This is a genomic window from Planctopirus sp. SH287 (assembly GCF_056500625.1).
Genome location: NZ_CM151403.1, coordinates 3,078,596 through 3,094,265 on the forward strand (window position 1 = coordinate 3,078,596; position 15,670 = coordinate 3,094,265).

The window sequence follows — 15,670 nt, forward strand, 5'->3', positions numbered from 1 at the left end:
AAGTGAGTCCATGAGAAATCAACAGATGCTGAGACCGCGGCCAAATGTTCACGGAGCGCCTCCAATTCCCAGTTCACGCTGGATAATCGCATCGAGCTGTCTGGCTGATTGCTGATCCGTTTCGAGCAGACCTGCCAGAATGCCACTCTGATCAGTGACTTGAAAAACCAGAGGCTCGCTGGCCCCTGTCTGTGAGGGCAATTCCCCTCGATCATCGTCAGCTTCCACTACGACACGCAGTTCATCGCCTTTTGCCAAAACGATTCCCGAAAGATCCACAGGAGTCTTTCCACGTAACAGCGAACCACGTTCCGTCAGCATGATTTCTTGTGTCGATTTTTTTTGCTGACCCGATTCGTTGATAACCATAATGCTGAATCGCATTCGGGAAATAGAATAGTCATCGGTGGCACCCCACGAGACGACCGGAGCGGCTGTGGGCAGAATCAACCGACTAATTGCCGCTGCCGCGACTCGGGGTGGACGATCGCTACGGATACGAATCAATCCTGTCAGTGGCTCGGCCAACCCCAGCCCGTCAAGATCTTCGACGAAGACTTCAAATCGCACGTTCTCCCGGAGAGAATCCCACGCAGTCCCTGAGGGAGTGATCCAGGTCTCGGGTTCCTGACCACCCTGAGTCTGGCCCGTTTTCGACGCATCACGTATCAGAGAGACCATCTCTTCACCAATCCGAACCTGAACTGTCTGTAAAGGTTTAGAAGGAGAAGAGACATTCATCCTCACTCGAGAACCTTCTAGAACAGCAATCTGCAATTGCCCACGTGCTGGTTGCCCACTCCCTTCCTTCTGTCGGGTATAGGCTGGCTGGTCAACAACTAATGTGACCTCCACGATGGGCCTCTGCACCAGTTCAATGGAAAACGTTTCGCTCTGACCATCACCGGCGATCACTTTCGCAGTAAGTGATTGTCTCACTTCCGGGATCTCTGCTCGAAATTGCCGGGGCGTTTCGGGATGAGAATTGAGCAGGAATTCGCGGGTTTCGCGAGTCGTTGTCTGGGCCTGAAGTTGAACTGTTGAGGGGATATTTCCCGCCGTTTGCACTTCGATATGCAGTGGTTCCCCTTGAACCACACGAGGGATGGAATTCGCTCCGACAAGCTGGCCGTTAATCGTGATCGCTGAAATCGTCGTTAATGTGGGATACTTCTGACTTCCTAAGGCCATTCGGTGTAAAAAGACACGTGTGGCTTCAGGAGCAACAATCGCCAGCACTCCCCAGAGCACCACCAGAGTCATTGCGATCAGGAATACGCGTTTCACCGGTTGCCATGTAAACCCGTCGAAGACATTTAATGAGGGAGTAAATTCATCGACATATTCGATCACCGCAGAAGAGAGTTCACGTGAGCCGTAACGCTTTGTTCGGGGATTAGCAAACTGAAGGGCTGCGACCAGATCATTATCGATCTCATGCTGCTTTTCGACATGGAGAGCCAGCGTTTCGATGTCATCCCGGTGAGCCAGTCGTGGTATCAACCGCTTCTTCAGCACCACCATGAGTCCAGCGACCGCAGCGATGACCAGTAGCAGTCGGACGACCCATAACAAAGAAAGGGTATAATCCAGCCAGAAAATCCCCAGCAGGACAGCAAGCACGACAGAGGCCAGCCACAACATGGCCAGTGAGGCTTCCCGTTGCCAGCGACGACGGCTGAGAGATTCCAGTTGCTGAACCAGAAGAGTCAGTGGTTTCATGGAAGGTTGACTCCCTTCCGAATGGCCCACTCCAGCGATAGCAGCGTCACCATCAAAGCAAAGCAAAGCCAGGTCGCCCAGAGCGGCAGAATGACCATCTGCTGAGCGGTAAATTCTGGAGATTTAATGTCGTTGGCCAGTTGAGCAAACTGGGAGAGAACATAAGCCTTCCCCCCGGTCTCAGTCGCCAGAGCCGTTTGCAGAGCCTCATTACGCACAGCAGAACGTCTTTCAGCCGACGAAGCCGAAACGGTAAAGCTGGTGGTCACGGGTTGTTTTTCCAGCGGATCAAAAACCAGCAACTGGTGTTCACCCCCTTGAGTCACTTTGATGCGAGTCTCAAACACCCCCGGACGAAGCGCCGGGATCACTATTTTCTGAGGTTCAGCACCAGGAGAATCGATCGTCGTCAACTCACCACTCAAGCGGCCTTCGGGCAATTGATCCGCATTCAAGGGATTGAAATTCTGATCGTAAGCTTCGACCGTGACGACAACCTGGTCGTCACCGCGATAACGGGTCTTGTCTGTGCGAACGACAAATCGCTTCTGACTTCCAATGGCATGACTCAACCCGAGACGATGAATGAGTTGCCCCCAGAACTGGCGGTAATACGTCTCACCATAGAGCCGCCTCAATCGCCACATTTCATTATGAGCGATATAAACAACTTCACCCCGGCCATATTTGCGGATCGCAATCAGTGGTTGTTTGGTTTTGTTATCGGCACACATTGCCGTGGGATGTTCGGCCAGAACCGTTGTGGAACGTGGTTCAACGCGGACAACTGGCTGATACCAGGGGATGCGGGATAAATTGGCCCACGCACGCTTCTGTTCGTCGGCGGTTTCACCCAGACGCATGAAATCAAACTGGCTGGCGAGTGGGGTGAGCGACATCGCAAATTCTTCACGGTCGTCAATGCGCCCATCGGGATCAACCACGACCGGCAGCATATCGGCCAAGGGGGTATTTGCCAGCTCGCCCGGCCCGAACCGAGGGCCGGCCATCACAACAAGCCCACCCCCAAACTGCCCAACAAATTCTCGTGTCATTTCACAGAAGCGCGTGGTCAGCGCCGAGGATGGCATATCTCCCAGAAAAATCACATCCGTCTGAAAGAATTCATTGCGAGGCAGTGTCAGCGATGGCAGGAAAAAGTCGTTGGTCTCACGCACGACGGGATCGGCTGAACGCAGATATGTCCGGAAGCCACGCATCCCCACCAGACGATCCCGGTGAAAGACCTCCTTGATAAACCGCCACTCCCAGGCGGGTTCATATTCCACGAACATCAGCCTGAGAAAATCGTCAATGACATTCACGTCGCGAGCGACACGGTTGTTCTCAACAATCGATTCTCCGGGAATCGTTTCCACTTCAGCAACAAAGACCATCCGTCCCGCCTGATCGGGGAGGAAGGGAAACTCAATAGGAACACTCACCGCAGAGAGATGCACCTGGCTCGTACCGATCACTTTGGCTTGTGACTCAGCCCCGGCAGGATGAACACTTAACTTGACGGCAACTGTCTCCCCCTGACTTTCCCGTTGGCGAACCGTCACGGTGATGGACGAGCTTTCGGCCTTTTTCATCGTCGGCGGCACCAGCAAATCGACAGACAGATCACGAGCCGAAACGGGGCCGACTCCCATCGCAAAGATCGGGACACCCAACCGGCGGGCACTGGTCACGGCATATGGCCCGGAGTTCTGATCGAAGTCGCTGATCATGACCAGCCCGGCCAGATGATCTGTGGCATGACGTCTGGCCAGATCATCCAGTGCCGCCCCATGTGCTGAAACATCGCCGTTGGTCTTCCATTGATCCAAGGCACTCAATAACGACGGAACGTCAAATTGTGCCTCGGAATCAGAGATCTGACCCGATGAGGCAAGCGATATGGCCCGATCACTCCCCTGCGATTCTTCATTGGTGGAAAGGACGCGAACGCCCTGGCTATCGACCATGGAGAACAAACGGATGCGGTAGTTCTCTGCCAGTTTCTTCAGCGAATCCGTCGCTTGATCCTGAAAAGTCTTCCGCACCAGATCCGCTCTAGATAATCCCTGTGAATTAAAGGAGGACGAGGGAGTTCCTGTAGTGCCTGTTCCAGCAGTGCCTGTTCCAGCAGTGCCTGTTCCAGCAGTGCCTGTTCCAGCAGTGCCTGTTCCAACAGAGGTTGTTCCAGCAGAAGCCTTCAACACACCATTGCCTGGTATGTCGGTCACTTCATCCTGAATGGCCATGCTGTCGCTTCCATCCAGCAGAACCCACAGCCATGGCTTGGGATTGCTGACAAATTTCAACTCCAGAACGGGTTCTGCCAGAATAAGAACCAGTAAGGCTAAGATTGCCGCTCGTAATGTGGCCAGCAGGAGTTTGGCAGCAGTCCATTTTCCGTTCTGTAAATAGCCATACCAGAGATATCCCATCGCCATGGCCAGGCCGCAGAGCAGAACCAGCAACCAGATCTGATCCTGAACCCAGGCGGCGCCAAACGAGATGCGTCCTCCTTCAAACTCGCTGAAGTTTTTTAACCCCAACAGATGGCCCAACCAGGGAATCATCGTCCAGCCCCCTGATTTGAGGAGGTGACCCAGCGGCTGGCAACCATCATTTCAATGATCAGTACCAGTAACATCGTGCCAATTGCCAATTGCCAAAGTCCTGTCCCACGGACACGTCCGCCAGCCATTGAAGGGCGACTCCCCACATCTAAAACACGCACCGTTTCTGATCCCAACAGTGCGGCTAATTCTGAGGGAGGCATCACTTCCAGTTTTGACTCCATCGCAGGAGCCTGAACGGCAACGGAGTAGATGACGTGCTTGTCGGCCTCGCTGGAGATTTCAGAGCGAGGTGCTTGAGTCGTCAGGGCCTCGGGAGTGGTCAATGCGATGGTCTCAGTCGCTATCGCTGGGACTGGGCCTGTCTCTGGGGCTGAGCCTGCCTCTGGAACTGAGGCTGTCGCTGGAACCTCACTTCGCAATTGATAAATCCCGGCATGCACAGGACGGCGGATCACAAATCCATAGACTTCCGCCCCGAGAGCTTCGGTTGTCGCGGCACTGACAGTTCCTTCGGGTCGCTTGAGAAGAAGCTGTTCGCCAGACACGGAAGCCGCCCATTGAATTCGGGAACCAGCATCGAAATTATGTTCTGGCAAGGAACTGACTGCCAATTGAGTCAATAATCGATGATAGGCGAACATCGCGGGTGAAAGCCGCATGAGATTCCAGTCACTGGTGACGCCACTGGTACAAAGCACAACTTGCCCATCGCCCAGTTTGCGTTCGATCAAAAACGGCAGATGGTCTTTGGAAAAGCGAGCTAGCACCTGTGGCGATTCTCGCCTGGCAATCATTTGTAGCTGATCCAGAGCGTCGCTGGTCTTCATCCCTTCTGCAGATGCCAGCACCGTTTGCAGTTTCTGAAGTTCTTGCCGGAAGGGTGTTAATGAAGACCGCCAGACCCACCAGGCGGGTTCATTGGAAGTGCTGGCAGCAACGGTGACGTTCGCTGAATCACTGCTGCGAATTCCCACCATTTTGACCAGTCGTTGTCGGGTGGCTTCCAGAGCGGTACTGATGGTTTCTTCGGAGACATCAGCTCGGATGGCTTTGAAAAACAGCAGCGACTCAAACAGCGATTTGATCGCTTCAGGATCTTCCCCTTCCACCTGAAAAATCTCGCTGTTCAGGGTGTCGCCACGCACAGAGAACGGTTCAAGTCGTTGTGGAGACTCTTCTGGCGTGAATCCCACGAACTCGGATTGAAGGGGGACGGGGAGAATTCCATCACCATCCAGCCAGGCATCTTCCATCCAGCCGCGAGGATCAAAGTTCCCGCCAGCAAAAATGACCAGAGGCCCTCCCTGGTGGACATATTCTCTCAACAGTTGTGTTGTCGGCCCGGGACGATCAACACCAGCAATCACGACACAACGAGCTTGTGCCAGTACCTGCTCATCCAGTTCATCAATCCGCTTGCGAACAATTTGGTAAAGAGGTCGTGGTGCAAATTCGGAAGTCGAGCGAGGCGCCAGCAAATGCTGTAAGGCCGACGTTTCCCCGATTTGCCCGCGAGCAACATCAGCCGTGTCTCCATATTGATCGACAAACACAATGGGAACCGCAGTTAATACGGGAGCAAGAATGGTTCGCCGGTTATCGGCCATCAGTAAATCGGCCTCAGGCTGTTCAGAGGCAATTTCAACGGTGAGTTCAACCCATTGAGGCCTCTCCGGGTCAACCTGGCCATCATAGTTCCAGAAGAATTCCGCTTCGTACGATTGGCCAGCTGTCAAAGACACAATCTGATTGGCAACCTCCATCCCGTCAGCCAGCAAACGAACCAGCACTGAGGCGGTTGGCTGATCGGTTCCCGCTTCCAACCTTGCCAGAATCCGCGCGGGTGTCTCGACACTGATCAGGCCATCTTCTACCAATAAACTGGCAACATGGACATTCCCGGCTTCCGCCGTTCCGCTGGGGACAATCTGCACATCGGGAAGGCGGGCCAGACGTTCTTTCAACGTTCCGTCATTCCAGACCGTGTTTTGCAGATCCGAAAAAATGATGACTCGCTTGGTGGGAAGATCCTGAGCGGTCGCACACGCCTCAGCAGCGAGTTCGGCCCCCAGGCGAGGCAGCCCGGCAGTGTCGACCGGTACGATTCGATCGATCGCCTGTCGGGCATCGACCATAGTGCGATAAGGATCGGTCGTGATGGGTTCTGCCATCCCTGCTAGTGGCATCACGGTGACACGGCTGCCAGGAGGCAAAGAAGCGACAAAATCTCGCGCAAGAGCCTTGGCGGCATCCAGCCGGGTGCCACTCAATGCCCCCGCCCCCATGCTTCGGCTATTATCAATCAGAAGAATGGCATGCAGAGGATCGAGTGAACTGAGAGCACCCTGGCCTGAAGAGGCGAAACCGCCTCCTCCCCAAAAAAGCCCACCAGCAACAAAAAAACTCAGGAGACTGGCGGCCATTGTCAATGACCGATGCGCCCCCTGGCGGTCGATGACAGCCTTAGCCAGACATGCCATCGCAACAAGGCCTGCCAGAATCGAAAGAGCGAACAGCCAACTGGAAGCCCCGGTCGCCCAAGGGCGTGCAAGAGCCAGCCCCAGAGCCATCATGGCCACCATTCGCAGGGCGAGCAGTAGCCAGTCACGCAGATGGAGAACTTTTCGATTCCGCTCAATCGCCTTTCGCAGAAAATCCATCGCAGCCCACTCAACCACTTTGAATCGGCGACGATTAAACAGATGGATCACCAGCGGAGACGCAGCAGCGACAACTCCGGCAATAGCAAAACTGGTGGCGTCAAGACCGAACATGTGAGCGGGAGGATCCTGATAAACCAAGAAGTCAGACCAGAAATCAGCTAATACAATGGGAAAACAAAGGATTCATTCGTCAGGAAAAAGTGGTGGCTTTATTGAGGTTTCAGTGAGGGCGAACTTCCAGAGAGTTGGTCTTTCAGCCCTTCAATTTTCCCTTCTTGAAGGATCGGCAAATAACGGTTGGGCATGGCCAGAATGAAACAGGCAACGGCTGTTCCATAGAGTTGGCCCTGCTTACCGTGAACCCAGCGAGTGTCGCGCCAGCTGCCGTCTTCGCCGGGGTTCTCGGGACGCCTGACCTGAGACGCGACCAGAAAATCCCTCAGGAGTGGATAGTTTCGCTTCCAGTCGTCGCCCCCCACCTGATACAGCGCCTGGCCAACATAGTAGAGCGTATACGCATCAAAAGGGACTTCACCACTGGCCCGATTGGGCCGAATGCGGCCAATCTCTTTAGAGATTTGCTCCATATTTTTGGCAATGCGCCAGTCGTCGTATTGGCCGAATTCCTGCAAACAAACGACTCCGCAGGCGGCCATTGCCAGAGTGGTTCGGTTACCATCATAGGTAAATTGCCCCGGCCCCTCTTTGGCCCGATCATCAAAACCGCGGGCACCGTTTTCCGCTTTATAGTGGTCTCGCACACTTTGGATCGCCAAACGAACCACATCGTTGCGAACCTCAAAGCCGCTATCGACCGCACTGCGCAGAGCCTTGGCCTGCATGACGACAAGGCTAAGGTCGTGGCCATTCTGCTGGCGACGTGCCCGATAATCCCAGCCACCATCTTCGCACTGGGTGTTGGAAATCAACCGAAGTGACTTGTCGAGAACCCGCCCGATCTGCGGATCGCCCGTCATGCCGTAAGCCTGCCCCAGTACAAACGCCGCCAACCCGTGATTGTACATATCCCGCTGGGCGTCAGCAGAATTGAGCAGACCTGAAGGCTTGGCTTTCCTGAGGACAAATTTGAACGCGCGATCAACCGTATCACCGTAGCGACCACGTTCCGGAAGGTGCCCCGCCGCAAGGAACGCCATGCCTCCCAATCCGACCAACCCCAGGTCTTCCGACTCCCAGTTCCCTTCTGCCCCCTGATTTCGGGCCAGCCATGCCAACCCTTTTTGTAGGGCGGCTTCGCTTTCAGGCGTAATTTCCCAATCGGGTGCCAGGTTCTTTGCAGGAGCAAGTATCGGTGAACTGGAATTGATCTCAGCCTTACCCGAGGGCCTGACCGACTCCCCTTGCGCAATAGCTGATATCGCCGGCCAGCCAGACAGCAGATAAACGGCCACTAGCACCGACCGCACGAGGCATCGCTCACGCACTGCCTCAAGACCACAGCGGAAACAGGAGGTGACGTTATTCATTATTTGCCAAAGGGGTTACTTAACCGTGCGTATCCTGCAAGCGACAGGTGAAGCCGATTCAACCTGGATCCTGGGTTTGTCCATGAGAGGGGTTTCATGCGTAGTGCCGTGTCACAGCTTTGTCTTCGGGTTGATGTCGCCGCAACGTCCTCTGTTGTCGAACCTAACGATCTGTTCAACCCCGCTTTCCAACGTTGACAATGCATTAGTCGTTTTTCGCGAGTCACGATGACCAGATCCAATAGATCGATGATCAACCAGGATAAACCTCTGGGTTGATTTAAGTCGAACTCTGAATCATCAAACAAAATACTAACGAAAACGTGACGGTGAATCGTCAAGGAGAAAGGGCATCACATTGAGACTTCTGAGAGGCGACAATCCCAATTGCCGCTTTTCAGACTGAAGTTACGACAGAATCACGACGGATTTCAAAGTTTTCTGTCGCGCGCTGTGACAAAAAGAGCATCTGGTTCATTAACCGGCCCAGAATGGAGACCCAGAATGCAGACCAAATGACGCCAAACTTCCCGCCCGGTCATGTTTCCCGCTCAAAAAAGGCTTTGACTGAAAAGCCTGCGGTTAAGAACTATTCAGGCAGTTCTTTGCCGTGGGTTTCTGGAGCAAACCAGATAATTACCGCACCAACGAGATACACCAGGCAGATCACACTACAGGCCACAGCATATCCCCCACGAACACCTGCGAGCGTCTGCACGTGGCTTAGCAATCCCAGCAGGCTGCCGATCTGAAGCGTGCCAATCGCGGCAATGACCCGCCCGAAGTTAAAGGCAAACCCTTGGCCTGTCGCCCGCAATCGTGTGGAAAAAAGCTCGGGCAAATAAAGTGGCAGCCAGCCATAGAACGAAGCCGTCGTTGCCCCCAGCACAAAGGAAGTCCCCAGAAACACAAGTCCATATTCACTTTGGAGTTGGTAAAAACCGAGTACCGAAATCAGTGATAACAGGCAGAGGATCGTATAACTCATTCGGCGACCGAGAAAATTGCCAAAATAAGCGGCAAGAATCGTCCCCACAATAGCCCCGGAAGCGGTGGTCAATTGAGTGAATTCTTTCGGATGCTGCCACCACCATTCCAATTGTGATTTATCAATTCCTTGAGTGAGTTGCCCAGCCCAGGCCATTGACCATTGCGTTGATCCCCAGGTTCCCAGCAAGGCCACACCACTGATTGCGGCTCCCAGCAACATTCGCTGAATAGGAAACTGAAGCGGTGGCATGCGGCCTGATGCCCGGTCACGACTGACAAACCGGATGGCGGGAAACAGATATCCCGCTGCGGCAATACACACGCCCAAAATGATTCCCAGCACACGCACGGGGAATGAGATCCCTGAAAGTGTACACATCGCAATGACCAGCGCAGGCCCGGCCGTTCCCACCAGCACCCCCAGCAAATCGGAAGTCGCCAGTGAACTGGTGCTTCCCTGAGCCTTTTCCTCTAGCCATTTTTCCGATTCAGGGACAAAGATCCGAAAGAAAAATGTCAGGATCGCGGGAAGTGTTCCCAACATCATCATGATTCGCCAGCCATCATAGGCAATCAGCATGTCAACGGTTGAAGCTGGCAGCCCGATCCCCAGAAGTCCGCCCTCCAATGTCTTGATGACACGGTCGAGCAGAATTCCCACAATCCCCACGAGAAAGTAGCCAGCATTAGCGGCAGCCCCAATCAGGCCCGCCATCAATGCCCGCGAACGGTTGGGCCAGACTTCCATCACAAGAGCGACGCCCAGTGACCACTCACCACCCATACCGAGAGACGCAATAAACCGGAGCACGCCCAGTTGTAATGGCGTTTGTGAAAAGCCACAAAGCCCGGTAAAGATGGCATAGGTCAGTACGGAAAGACTCATGGCCCGCACACGGCCAATCCGGTCTCCCAGCCAGCCGAAAAGCACGCCCCCCGTTGCCGCCCCGACCAGAAAAATGGCGATAATCATGCCAAAAAGTGGCCCGATCATCGCTTCCTGCTCACTGGTAGCCACCAGTGGGATCCCCAGCAGATCCTGAATTGCCCGCCGACCGACCATGGAGAAGATGCCCATTTCGGCACCATCAAACATCCACCCCAGCAATGCTGCGGCCAATGCCATCCATTTCCCACGATCATTAGAAGAACGAACCTGTCCTTTGGAAGCGGAAAGATCAATCGTCCGGTCAGTCATGAATACGCTTTCAATGAGACAAAACGTGCAATTCGGTCATCGACGTCATCACCCATATACACCATCGAAGACCCAGATGCACTCTGCTCGACGTGACTCTCATCACGCGAACCTGGATAGGAACCGATTGGGCGTTCAGGCGAGATGAGCCGGTCTTGTTGATAGATCAATATTGTCAGTTACAGCGATTTTGGGCGGCAAGACTAATAAACGCAATCAGATGTAACCATTCCTTCAGACAACTTTCCAGAATTTCATCTCGTCTGAGGGATTGAGAAGACAACCCGTGGAGTCGCAGATGAAAAAACACTGATCAGAGAGGCGTGCTCTCCTGCGAGCTAAGCTTTCTCGGCAGACTCTCTCAGCTTTTGGATAAATTCCAGATCCATCCCTGTGGCCACACGGGAAGCCTCGTGAAATTGATGTCCTGAGGCTTTCTCCGGGCGCAGGGGGAAATGCAGATGCCGGGTATAAGCCTCCCAATCAGACATTTCTTCCGGCTTGAGTTTTCTCAGCCATTCCAGACCAAAACGGACATGCTCGATTTCATCGTCATGAATTCGCCGCATGATCGCCGCACTTTTCGGGTCGTCTACATTCTGAAATGCCTGCTCAAACTCCAGGCTATGATCCAGATTGCAACCTTCAAAAGTCAGCGGTAATCCTGCGAGATAATCGAGCACCGAGGTGAACGCCATCGCGTGACGCCAGATATGACTGTTCACAGGCAACGATCCAAACTCCACACCCAACGAACGGCATCGCTCGATGTGCATCCGGGTATGCCGTTGTTCATCCTGCATGACCTTGACCAGACCCTGCCGAAACTCTGTGGGAGCCTCGGGAAAAGTCAGCAATACCCAGGCCATGACTTCCAGTGCCTGCAATTCATGATTCGCCATGATGTGATGAGCAATGGCCCGCTGGCCCGCCTCTTTGAAGCGAGGAAAGGGAGGCATTGCGGGGGCGGTTCTCCGGGCACCGAACACCAGCTTGTCTTCACGGGCTGGAAGTTCCCAGCGTTCAACTGGCCCGGGATTTTCATCCGTCATGGCTTCGCGGACAGGGGCCAGTTTGTCTGCGCAGAGGGGCGACCTCAACACCTGGAGAGCAAAGGCCCGCAGTTCCATGGATTCCGCTTTCTCAGCCGTTCGACTTAACCTCGCCCACCTTCACAGCAGGTTTCACAGATGGTGTGACACCTTGAACAGATCAATTTATGTCGAATCTCCATGAATTCACCACCACAAACGGGACAGCAAACCTGACAGACAGACCCGCCGAGATCATTCGCAAGCAAATCGTTCTGCACGTGCATGGAGCCTTGACCGTTCGGCGCGATATCAGCGTCGGGCATCTCTTTCACTTCACTGTTACCTGAGATTTTTTGAAGAAAGACACGACAAAATCACGGAAAGCTCTCTGTTCATGGAGTTTCATCCGACAAAGAAAGAGAACTGTAGCCAGGTTGTCAAAATGACCGGAGGCAACGCGATCAATCGCAGATATCAAAAGAGTGGTACACGTTGGTCGAGGCATCGATTGGCACCCACTGTCAGTTCTTTAAGCCTGACAGCCAGATCCATCGTCAGAACATCAGGAGCGTATTGCCAGATCCAGTTGCGAGCCTCAGTCCCAAATGTTCCAGGCGTATTCATCCTCGCGGTACCCGGTAGCGCTAGCACATCCTGGAGCGGAGCAATGGCAAGATTCGAGCGGGATTTCCAAACGACATTCAGCAGATCCCACGCGATCGTCTCAACTTCTCCCCGGGTATGTCGCCGGATGCGATCCATGCGGTCGCTGAAGGGCTGAACATGCGACAGGAACCAGCCGACAGTCGTGTCGTTATCGTGCGTGCCCGAGTAGCAGATGGATTCTGTTGGGAAGTCTTCAGGATAAAAAGGATCCGTTTCTGCAATCATGAACTGCAGCACCTTCATGCCGGGCAATCCATAAGCCAACCGGAGAGCGTCAACCTCGGGAGTAATGGTTCCCAGATCTTCTGCGATGATGGGTAGCCGCTGGGCACCGTCAGGAATTTCCAACTGCCGCTTGAGCGCATCGAACAGTTTCTGGCGTGGGCCGACCACCCACATCCCCTGCTCGGCAGTAGCGTGCCCCGCTGGCACCGACCAGTAAGCTTCAAACCCGCGAAAATGATCCAGCCTGACGATGTCCACCGCCTGCATGACAGCATTGAGGCGTCGTGCCCACCAGCGGTATTCGTCGAGATCCAGAGCCTGCCAGTCATAGACCGGGTTGTTCCAGAGCTGTCCTGTGGCTGAAAAGTAATCGGGGGGAACCCCCGCGACCTGAATCGCATGTCCGGCATGATCGAGTTGGAAAAGCTGTCGGTTCGACCAGACATCAGCACTGTCATGGGCGACATAAATCGGAACATCCCCAATGATCAGGATGCCACGATCCCGGGCATAAGCACGCAGCTCATTCCATTGGCGAAAGAACAGAAATTGCTGAAATTTGCAGAGAAACACGGGTTCTTGCAAAACCATCATGGCTTCCGGGCCGGCATGATGTCGGTGGTCAACCTGGTGAGTCCAGGTTGTCCATGATCGCCCTCCATTGGCTCCTTTCAGTGCCATGAAAAGAGCCATCTGATCCAGCCAGCCCGCTTGCGTGGCACAGAACGCCCGGTACTCCGCATGCAGGGGATGATCTTCAGGGAGAGTCCGGTAGGTATGGGCGGCATGCTCCAGGAGCGGAAGCTTACGCTCCAGCGCCAGTTCAAAGTTTGATTCGCCGCACCCGTAAGCCCCGGCAATGGCCGCCTGATCCAGTTGCTCGTTCGTGAGCAGGCCATCTTCAACCAGCTTTTCCAGGCTGACAAGAAGCGAGTTTCCTGCAAAAGATGACGGACTCTGGTAAGGCGAAAATCCCGCATCCACAGGATTCAGCGGTAACACCTGCCAGTACGACTGACCAGCTGCCGCCAGCCAGTCGACGAACTTGTATGCCTCTGGCCCCAGGTCACCTGTACCAAAACGGCTGGGAAATGATGTGGGATGAAGCAGCACTCCACTGGCACGATCCATGCAACAACTCGTTCTTTATTGAGAAATAATAAGGAGAAGGAAAGATCCCGGAGCGCCCGCACATCTTCCGCAAATTCGCGACCTTTGGAAAGGCGGAGACGACTTTGAACGTAGGGGATTTCCTTGAACACTTCGCAGAGATGACGTTATTTCTTCGTCAGTGCCGCTGTCACGATGTCTTTCGCTTCAGCCACAATCAATCCCAGGTGCACAAGATCCCGGAAGCTTTCTGCGTAGATTTTATAGATATTCTCGGTTCCTGAAGGGCGAGCCGCGAACCATCCATAGTCGGTGGAAACCTTCAAACCGCCAATTGGAGCTCCATTTCCCGGTGCGTTTGTCAATCGTTGGGTAATGGGGTCATTGGCCAGTGTGGTCGCTGTAACGTCGGCAGGCGATAATTTTTTGAGAATCGCTTTCTGTTCGAGAGTCGCGACCTGATCAATCCGGGTGTATTCCGGCACGCCAAACCTGGCACCCAACTCGGCAAAATGCTCGCTGGGGTCTTTTCCGGTGGCCGCGGTGATTTCTGCGGCCAACAGTCCCAGAATCAAGCCGTCCTTGTCGGTGCTCCAGACAGACCCATCTTTTCGCAGGAAACTGGCTCCGGCACTTTCCTCGCCGCCAAAACCCAGCGTTCCATCATAAAGTCCATCAACAAACCATTTGAAACCGACAGGAACCTCGACCAGTTTACGGCCGATGGACGCTGCAACGCGATCGATCATGGCACTGGAAACCAGCGTCTTGCCCACACCCGCGTTGGCACTCCAGTTCTTACGATTCTGGAAGAGATACTGGATGCACACTGACAGATAACTATTGGGATTCATCAGACCGCCGGTCGGCGTGACAATCCCGTGGCGATCAGCATCCGGGTCGGTGGCAAAGGCAATGCCGTATTGGTTTTTCAGAGAAACCAGGCTGGCCATGGCACACGGACTTGAACAATCCATGCGGATTTTTCCGTCATGATCAAGCGTCATGAACGCAAATTGCGGGTCGATGATGGGGTTCACCACCTTGAGATTCAGGCTGTATTTTTCGGCAATCGAAGCCCAGTAGTCATGTGAAGATCCCCCCAGAGGATCCACACCAATCGAAAGCCCGCTGGAGCGGATGACGTCCATGTCGATGATGCTGCCCAGATCATTGACATAGGGCGAAATCAGGTCGATCGCCTTGATGTGTCCTGAAGCCATGGCTTCTGTTAAAGAGAGACGACGAACGGCCTTTAATCCCGTATCCAAAATCTCGTTAGCACGATCCTGAATGACGGTTGTGGCATCAGTGTCAGCCGGCCCGCCGTTAGTGCCATTGTACTTGAAACCGCCATCTTCAGGTGGATTATGAGAGGGTGTAATGACCACACCATCCGCCAATCCCGACGTACGACCGCGATTTTGAACGAGAATGGCATGGGAGACCACGGGAGTGGGCGTCGCGCGATTCTGGCTATGAATGATGGTTGTCACGCCATTGGCAGCAAAAACTTCAATTGCCGTCTGTTGCGCGGGAACTGACAAGGCGTGAGTATCACGTCCCATATACAGCGGGCCGGTAATTCCCTTGGACGCACGGTATTCCACAATCGACTGTGCAATCGCTGCGATATGAGCGTCAGAGAATGAACCATTCAACGAGGTTCCCCGATGGCCGCTTGTACCAAACGAGACTCGCTGTGCCGGATCACTGAGATCGGGCTGATGATCCTGATATTCCTGCAACAGGTGTTCGATATTGACGAGATAGTCGGTAGGAGCCTTTTGACCGGCCAAAGCATGCAAACCCATGAAAGACTTTTCCTTCTCTTGCGAGTGAGCCATTCGCGACGATCCCTGCCCTTCCCCTGAACTGGGGCGAGCAGCCGTAAGACTACAAAGATGGCAACTGCGAAGAAATGCAGCTTTGCCTCAATCAATCGATGTTGGCAAAGAAGATCGAGTTCCGGGCTTCAGGCTTCCTGTTGACCGGAATGGCA

The 15,670-nt window shown here is 54.0% G+C and carries 9 protein-coding genes; 1 reads left to right on the forward strand and 8 read right to left on the reverse strand.

Translation table 11 applies throughout. The annotated features are described in order from the left end of the window. Positions 1-48 precede the first annotated feature (48 nt). The 6 genes from SH287x_RS11340 to SH287x_RS11365 form a co-directional block, all read right to left on the reverse strand. Complete coding sequence (locus tag SH287x_RS11340) at positions 49-1,722, reverse strand: hypothetical protein (protein ID WP_479514426.1); 1,674 nt, start codon at positions 1,720-1,722, stop codon at positions 49-51. Further along, a complete protein-coding gene (locus SH287x_RS11345; RefSeq protein WP_479514427.1) occupies positions 1,719-4,292 on the reverse strand; it encodes a hypothetical protein in 2,574 nt (857 codons plus the stop codon). Before SH287x_RS11345 ends, SH287x_RS11340 begins: the two co-directional genes overlap by 4 nt. Further along, positions 4,289-7,069 (reverse strand): BatA domain-containing protein, encoded by a 2,781-nt coding sequence (locus SH287x_RS11350; RefSeq protein ID WP_479514428.1) that lies wholly within the window; start codon positions 7,067-7,069, stop codon positions 4,289-4,291. Before SH287x_RS11350 ends, SH287x_RS11345 begins: the two co-directional genes overlap by 4 nt. Positions 7,070-7,167: 98 nt before the next feature. Next, entirely contained in the window at positions 7,168-8,385 is a 1,218-nt protein-coding gene (locus tag SH287x_RS11355) for a prenyltransferase/squalene oxidase repeat-containing protein (RefSeq protein ID WP_479514429.1), read from the reverse strand. 649 nt (positions 8,386-9,034) lie between these two features. Beyond that, positions 9,035-10,633 (reverse strand): MFS transporter, encoded by a 1,599-nt coding sequence (locus SH287x_RS11360; RefSeq protein WP_479514430.1) that lies wholly within the window; start codon positions 10,631-10,633, stop codon positions 9,035-9,037. 338 nt (positions 10,634-10,971) lie between these two features. Further along, positions 10,972-11,763, reverse strand: coding sequence for a ferritin-like domain-containing protein (locus tag SH287x_RS11365; RefSeq protein WP_479514431.1), 792 nt, complete (start codon positions 11,761-11,763; stop codon positions 10,972-10,974). Between the two features lie 89 nt (positions 11,764-11,852). On the opposite strand from SH287x_RS11365, the gene SH287x_RS11370 reads away from it, so the two are divergent. Further along, positions 11,853-12,014 (forward strand): hypothetical protein, encoded by a 162-nt coding sequence (locus SH287x_RS11370; protein WP_479514432.1) that lies wholly within the window; start codon positions 11,853-11,855, stop codon positions 12,012-12,014. 127 nt (positions 12,015-12,141) lie between these two features. Here the strand turns inward: SH287x_RS11370 and malQ are convergent, their stop codons facing one another. Continuing rightward, positions 12,142-13,689 (reverse strand): 4-alpha-glucanotransferase, encoded by a 1,548-nt coding sequence (gene malQ, locus SH287x_RS11375; protein WP_479514433.1) that lies wholly within the window; start codon positions 13,687-13,689, stop codon positions 12,142-12,144. 146 nt (positions 13,690-13,835) lie between these two features. Next, entirely contained in the window at positions 13,836-15,482 is a 1,647-nt protein-coding gene (gene pgm, locus SH287x_RS11380; protein WP_479518699.1) for a phosphoglucomutase (alpha-D-glucose-1,6-bisphosphate-dependent), read from the reverse strand. Positions 15,483-15,670 lie beyond the last annotated feature (188 nt).

Bases quoted from the DNA above. Each gene is read 5' to 3' on its own strand.
- SH287x_RS11340 (WP_479514426.1), bottom strand. From the start codon at position 1,722: ATGAAACCACTGACTCTTCTGGTTCAGCAACTGGAATCTCTCAGCCGT.
- SH287x_RS11345 (WP_479514427.1), bottom strand. From the start codon at position 4,292: ATGATTCCCTGGTTGGGCCATCTGTTGGGGTTAAAAAACTTCAGCGAG.
- SH287x_RS11350 (WP_479514428.1), bottom strand. From the start codon at position 7,069: ATGTTCGGTCTTGACGCCACCAGTTTTGCTATTGCCGGAGTTGTCGCT.
- SH287x_RS11360 (WP_479514430.1), bottom strand. From the start codon at position 10,633: ATGACTGACCGGACGATTGATCTTTCCGCTTCCAAAGGACAGGTTCGT.
- SH287x_RS11365 (WP_479514431.1), bottom strand. From the start codon at position 11,763: ATGGAACTGCGGGCCTTTGCTCTCCAGGTGTTGAGGTCGCCCCTCTGC.
- SH287x_RS11370 (WP_479514432.1), top strand. From the start codon at position 11,853: ATGTCGAATCTCCATGAATTCACCACCACAAACGGGACAGCAAACCTG.
- malQ (WP_479514433.1), bottom strand. From the start codon at position 13,689: ATGGATCGTGCCAGTGGAGTGCTGCTTCATCCCACATCATTTCCCAGC.
- pgm (WP_479518699.1), bottom strand. From the start codon at position 15,482: ATGGGTTTGCATGCTTTGGCCGGTCAAAAGGCTCCTACCGACTATCTC.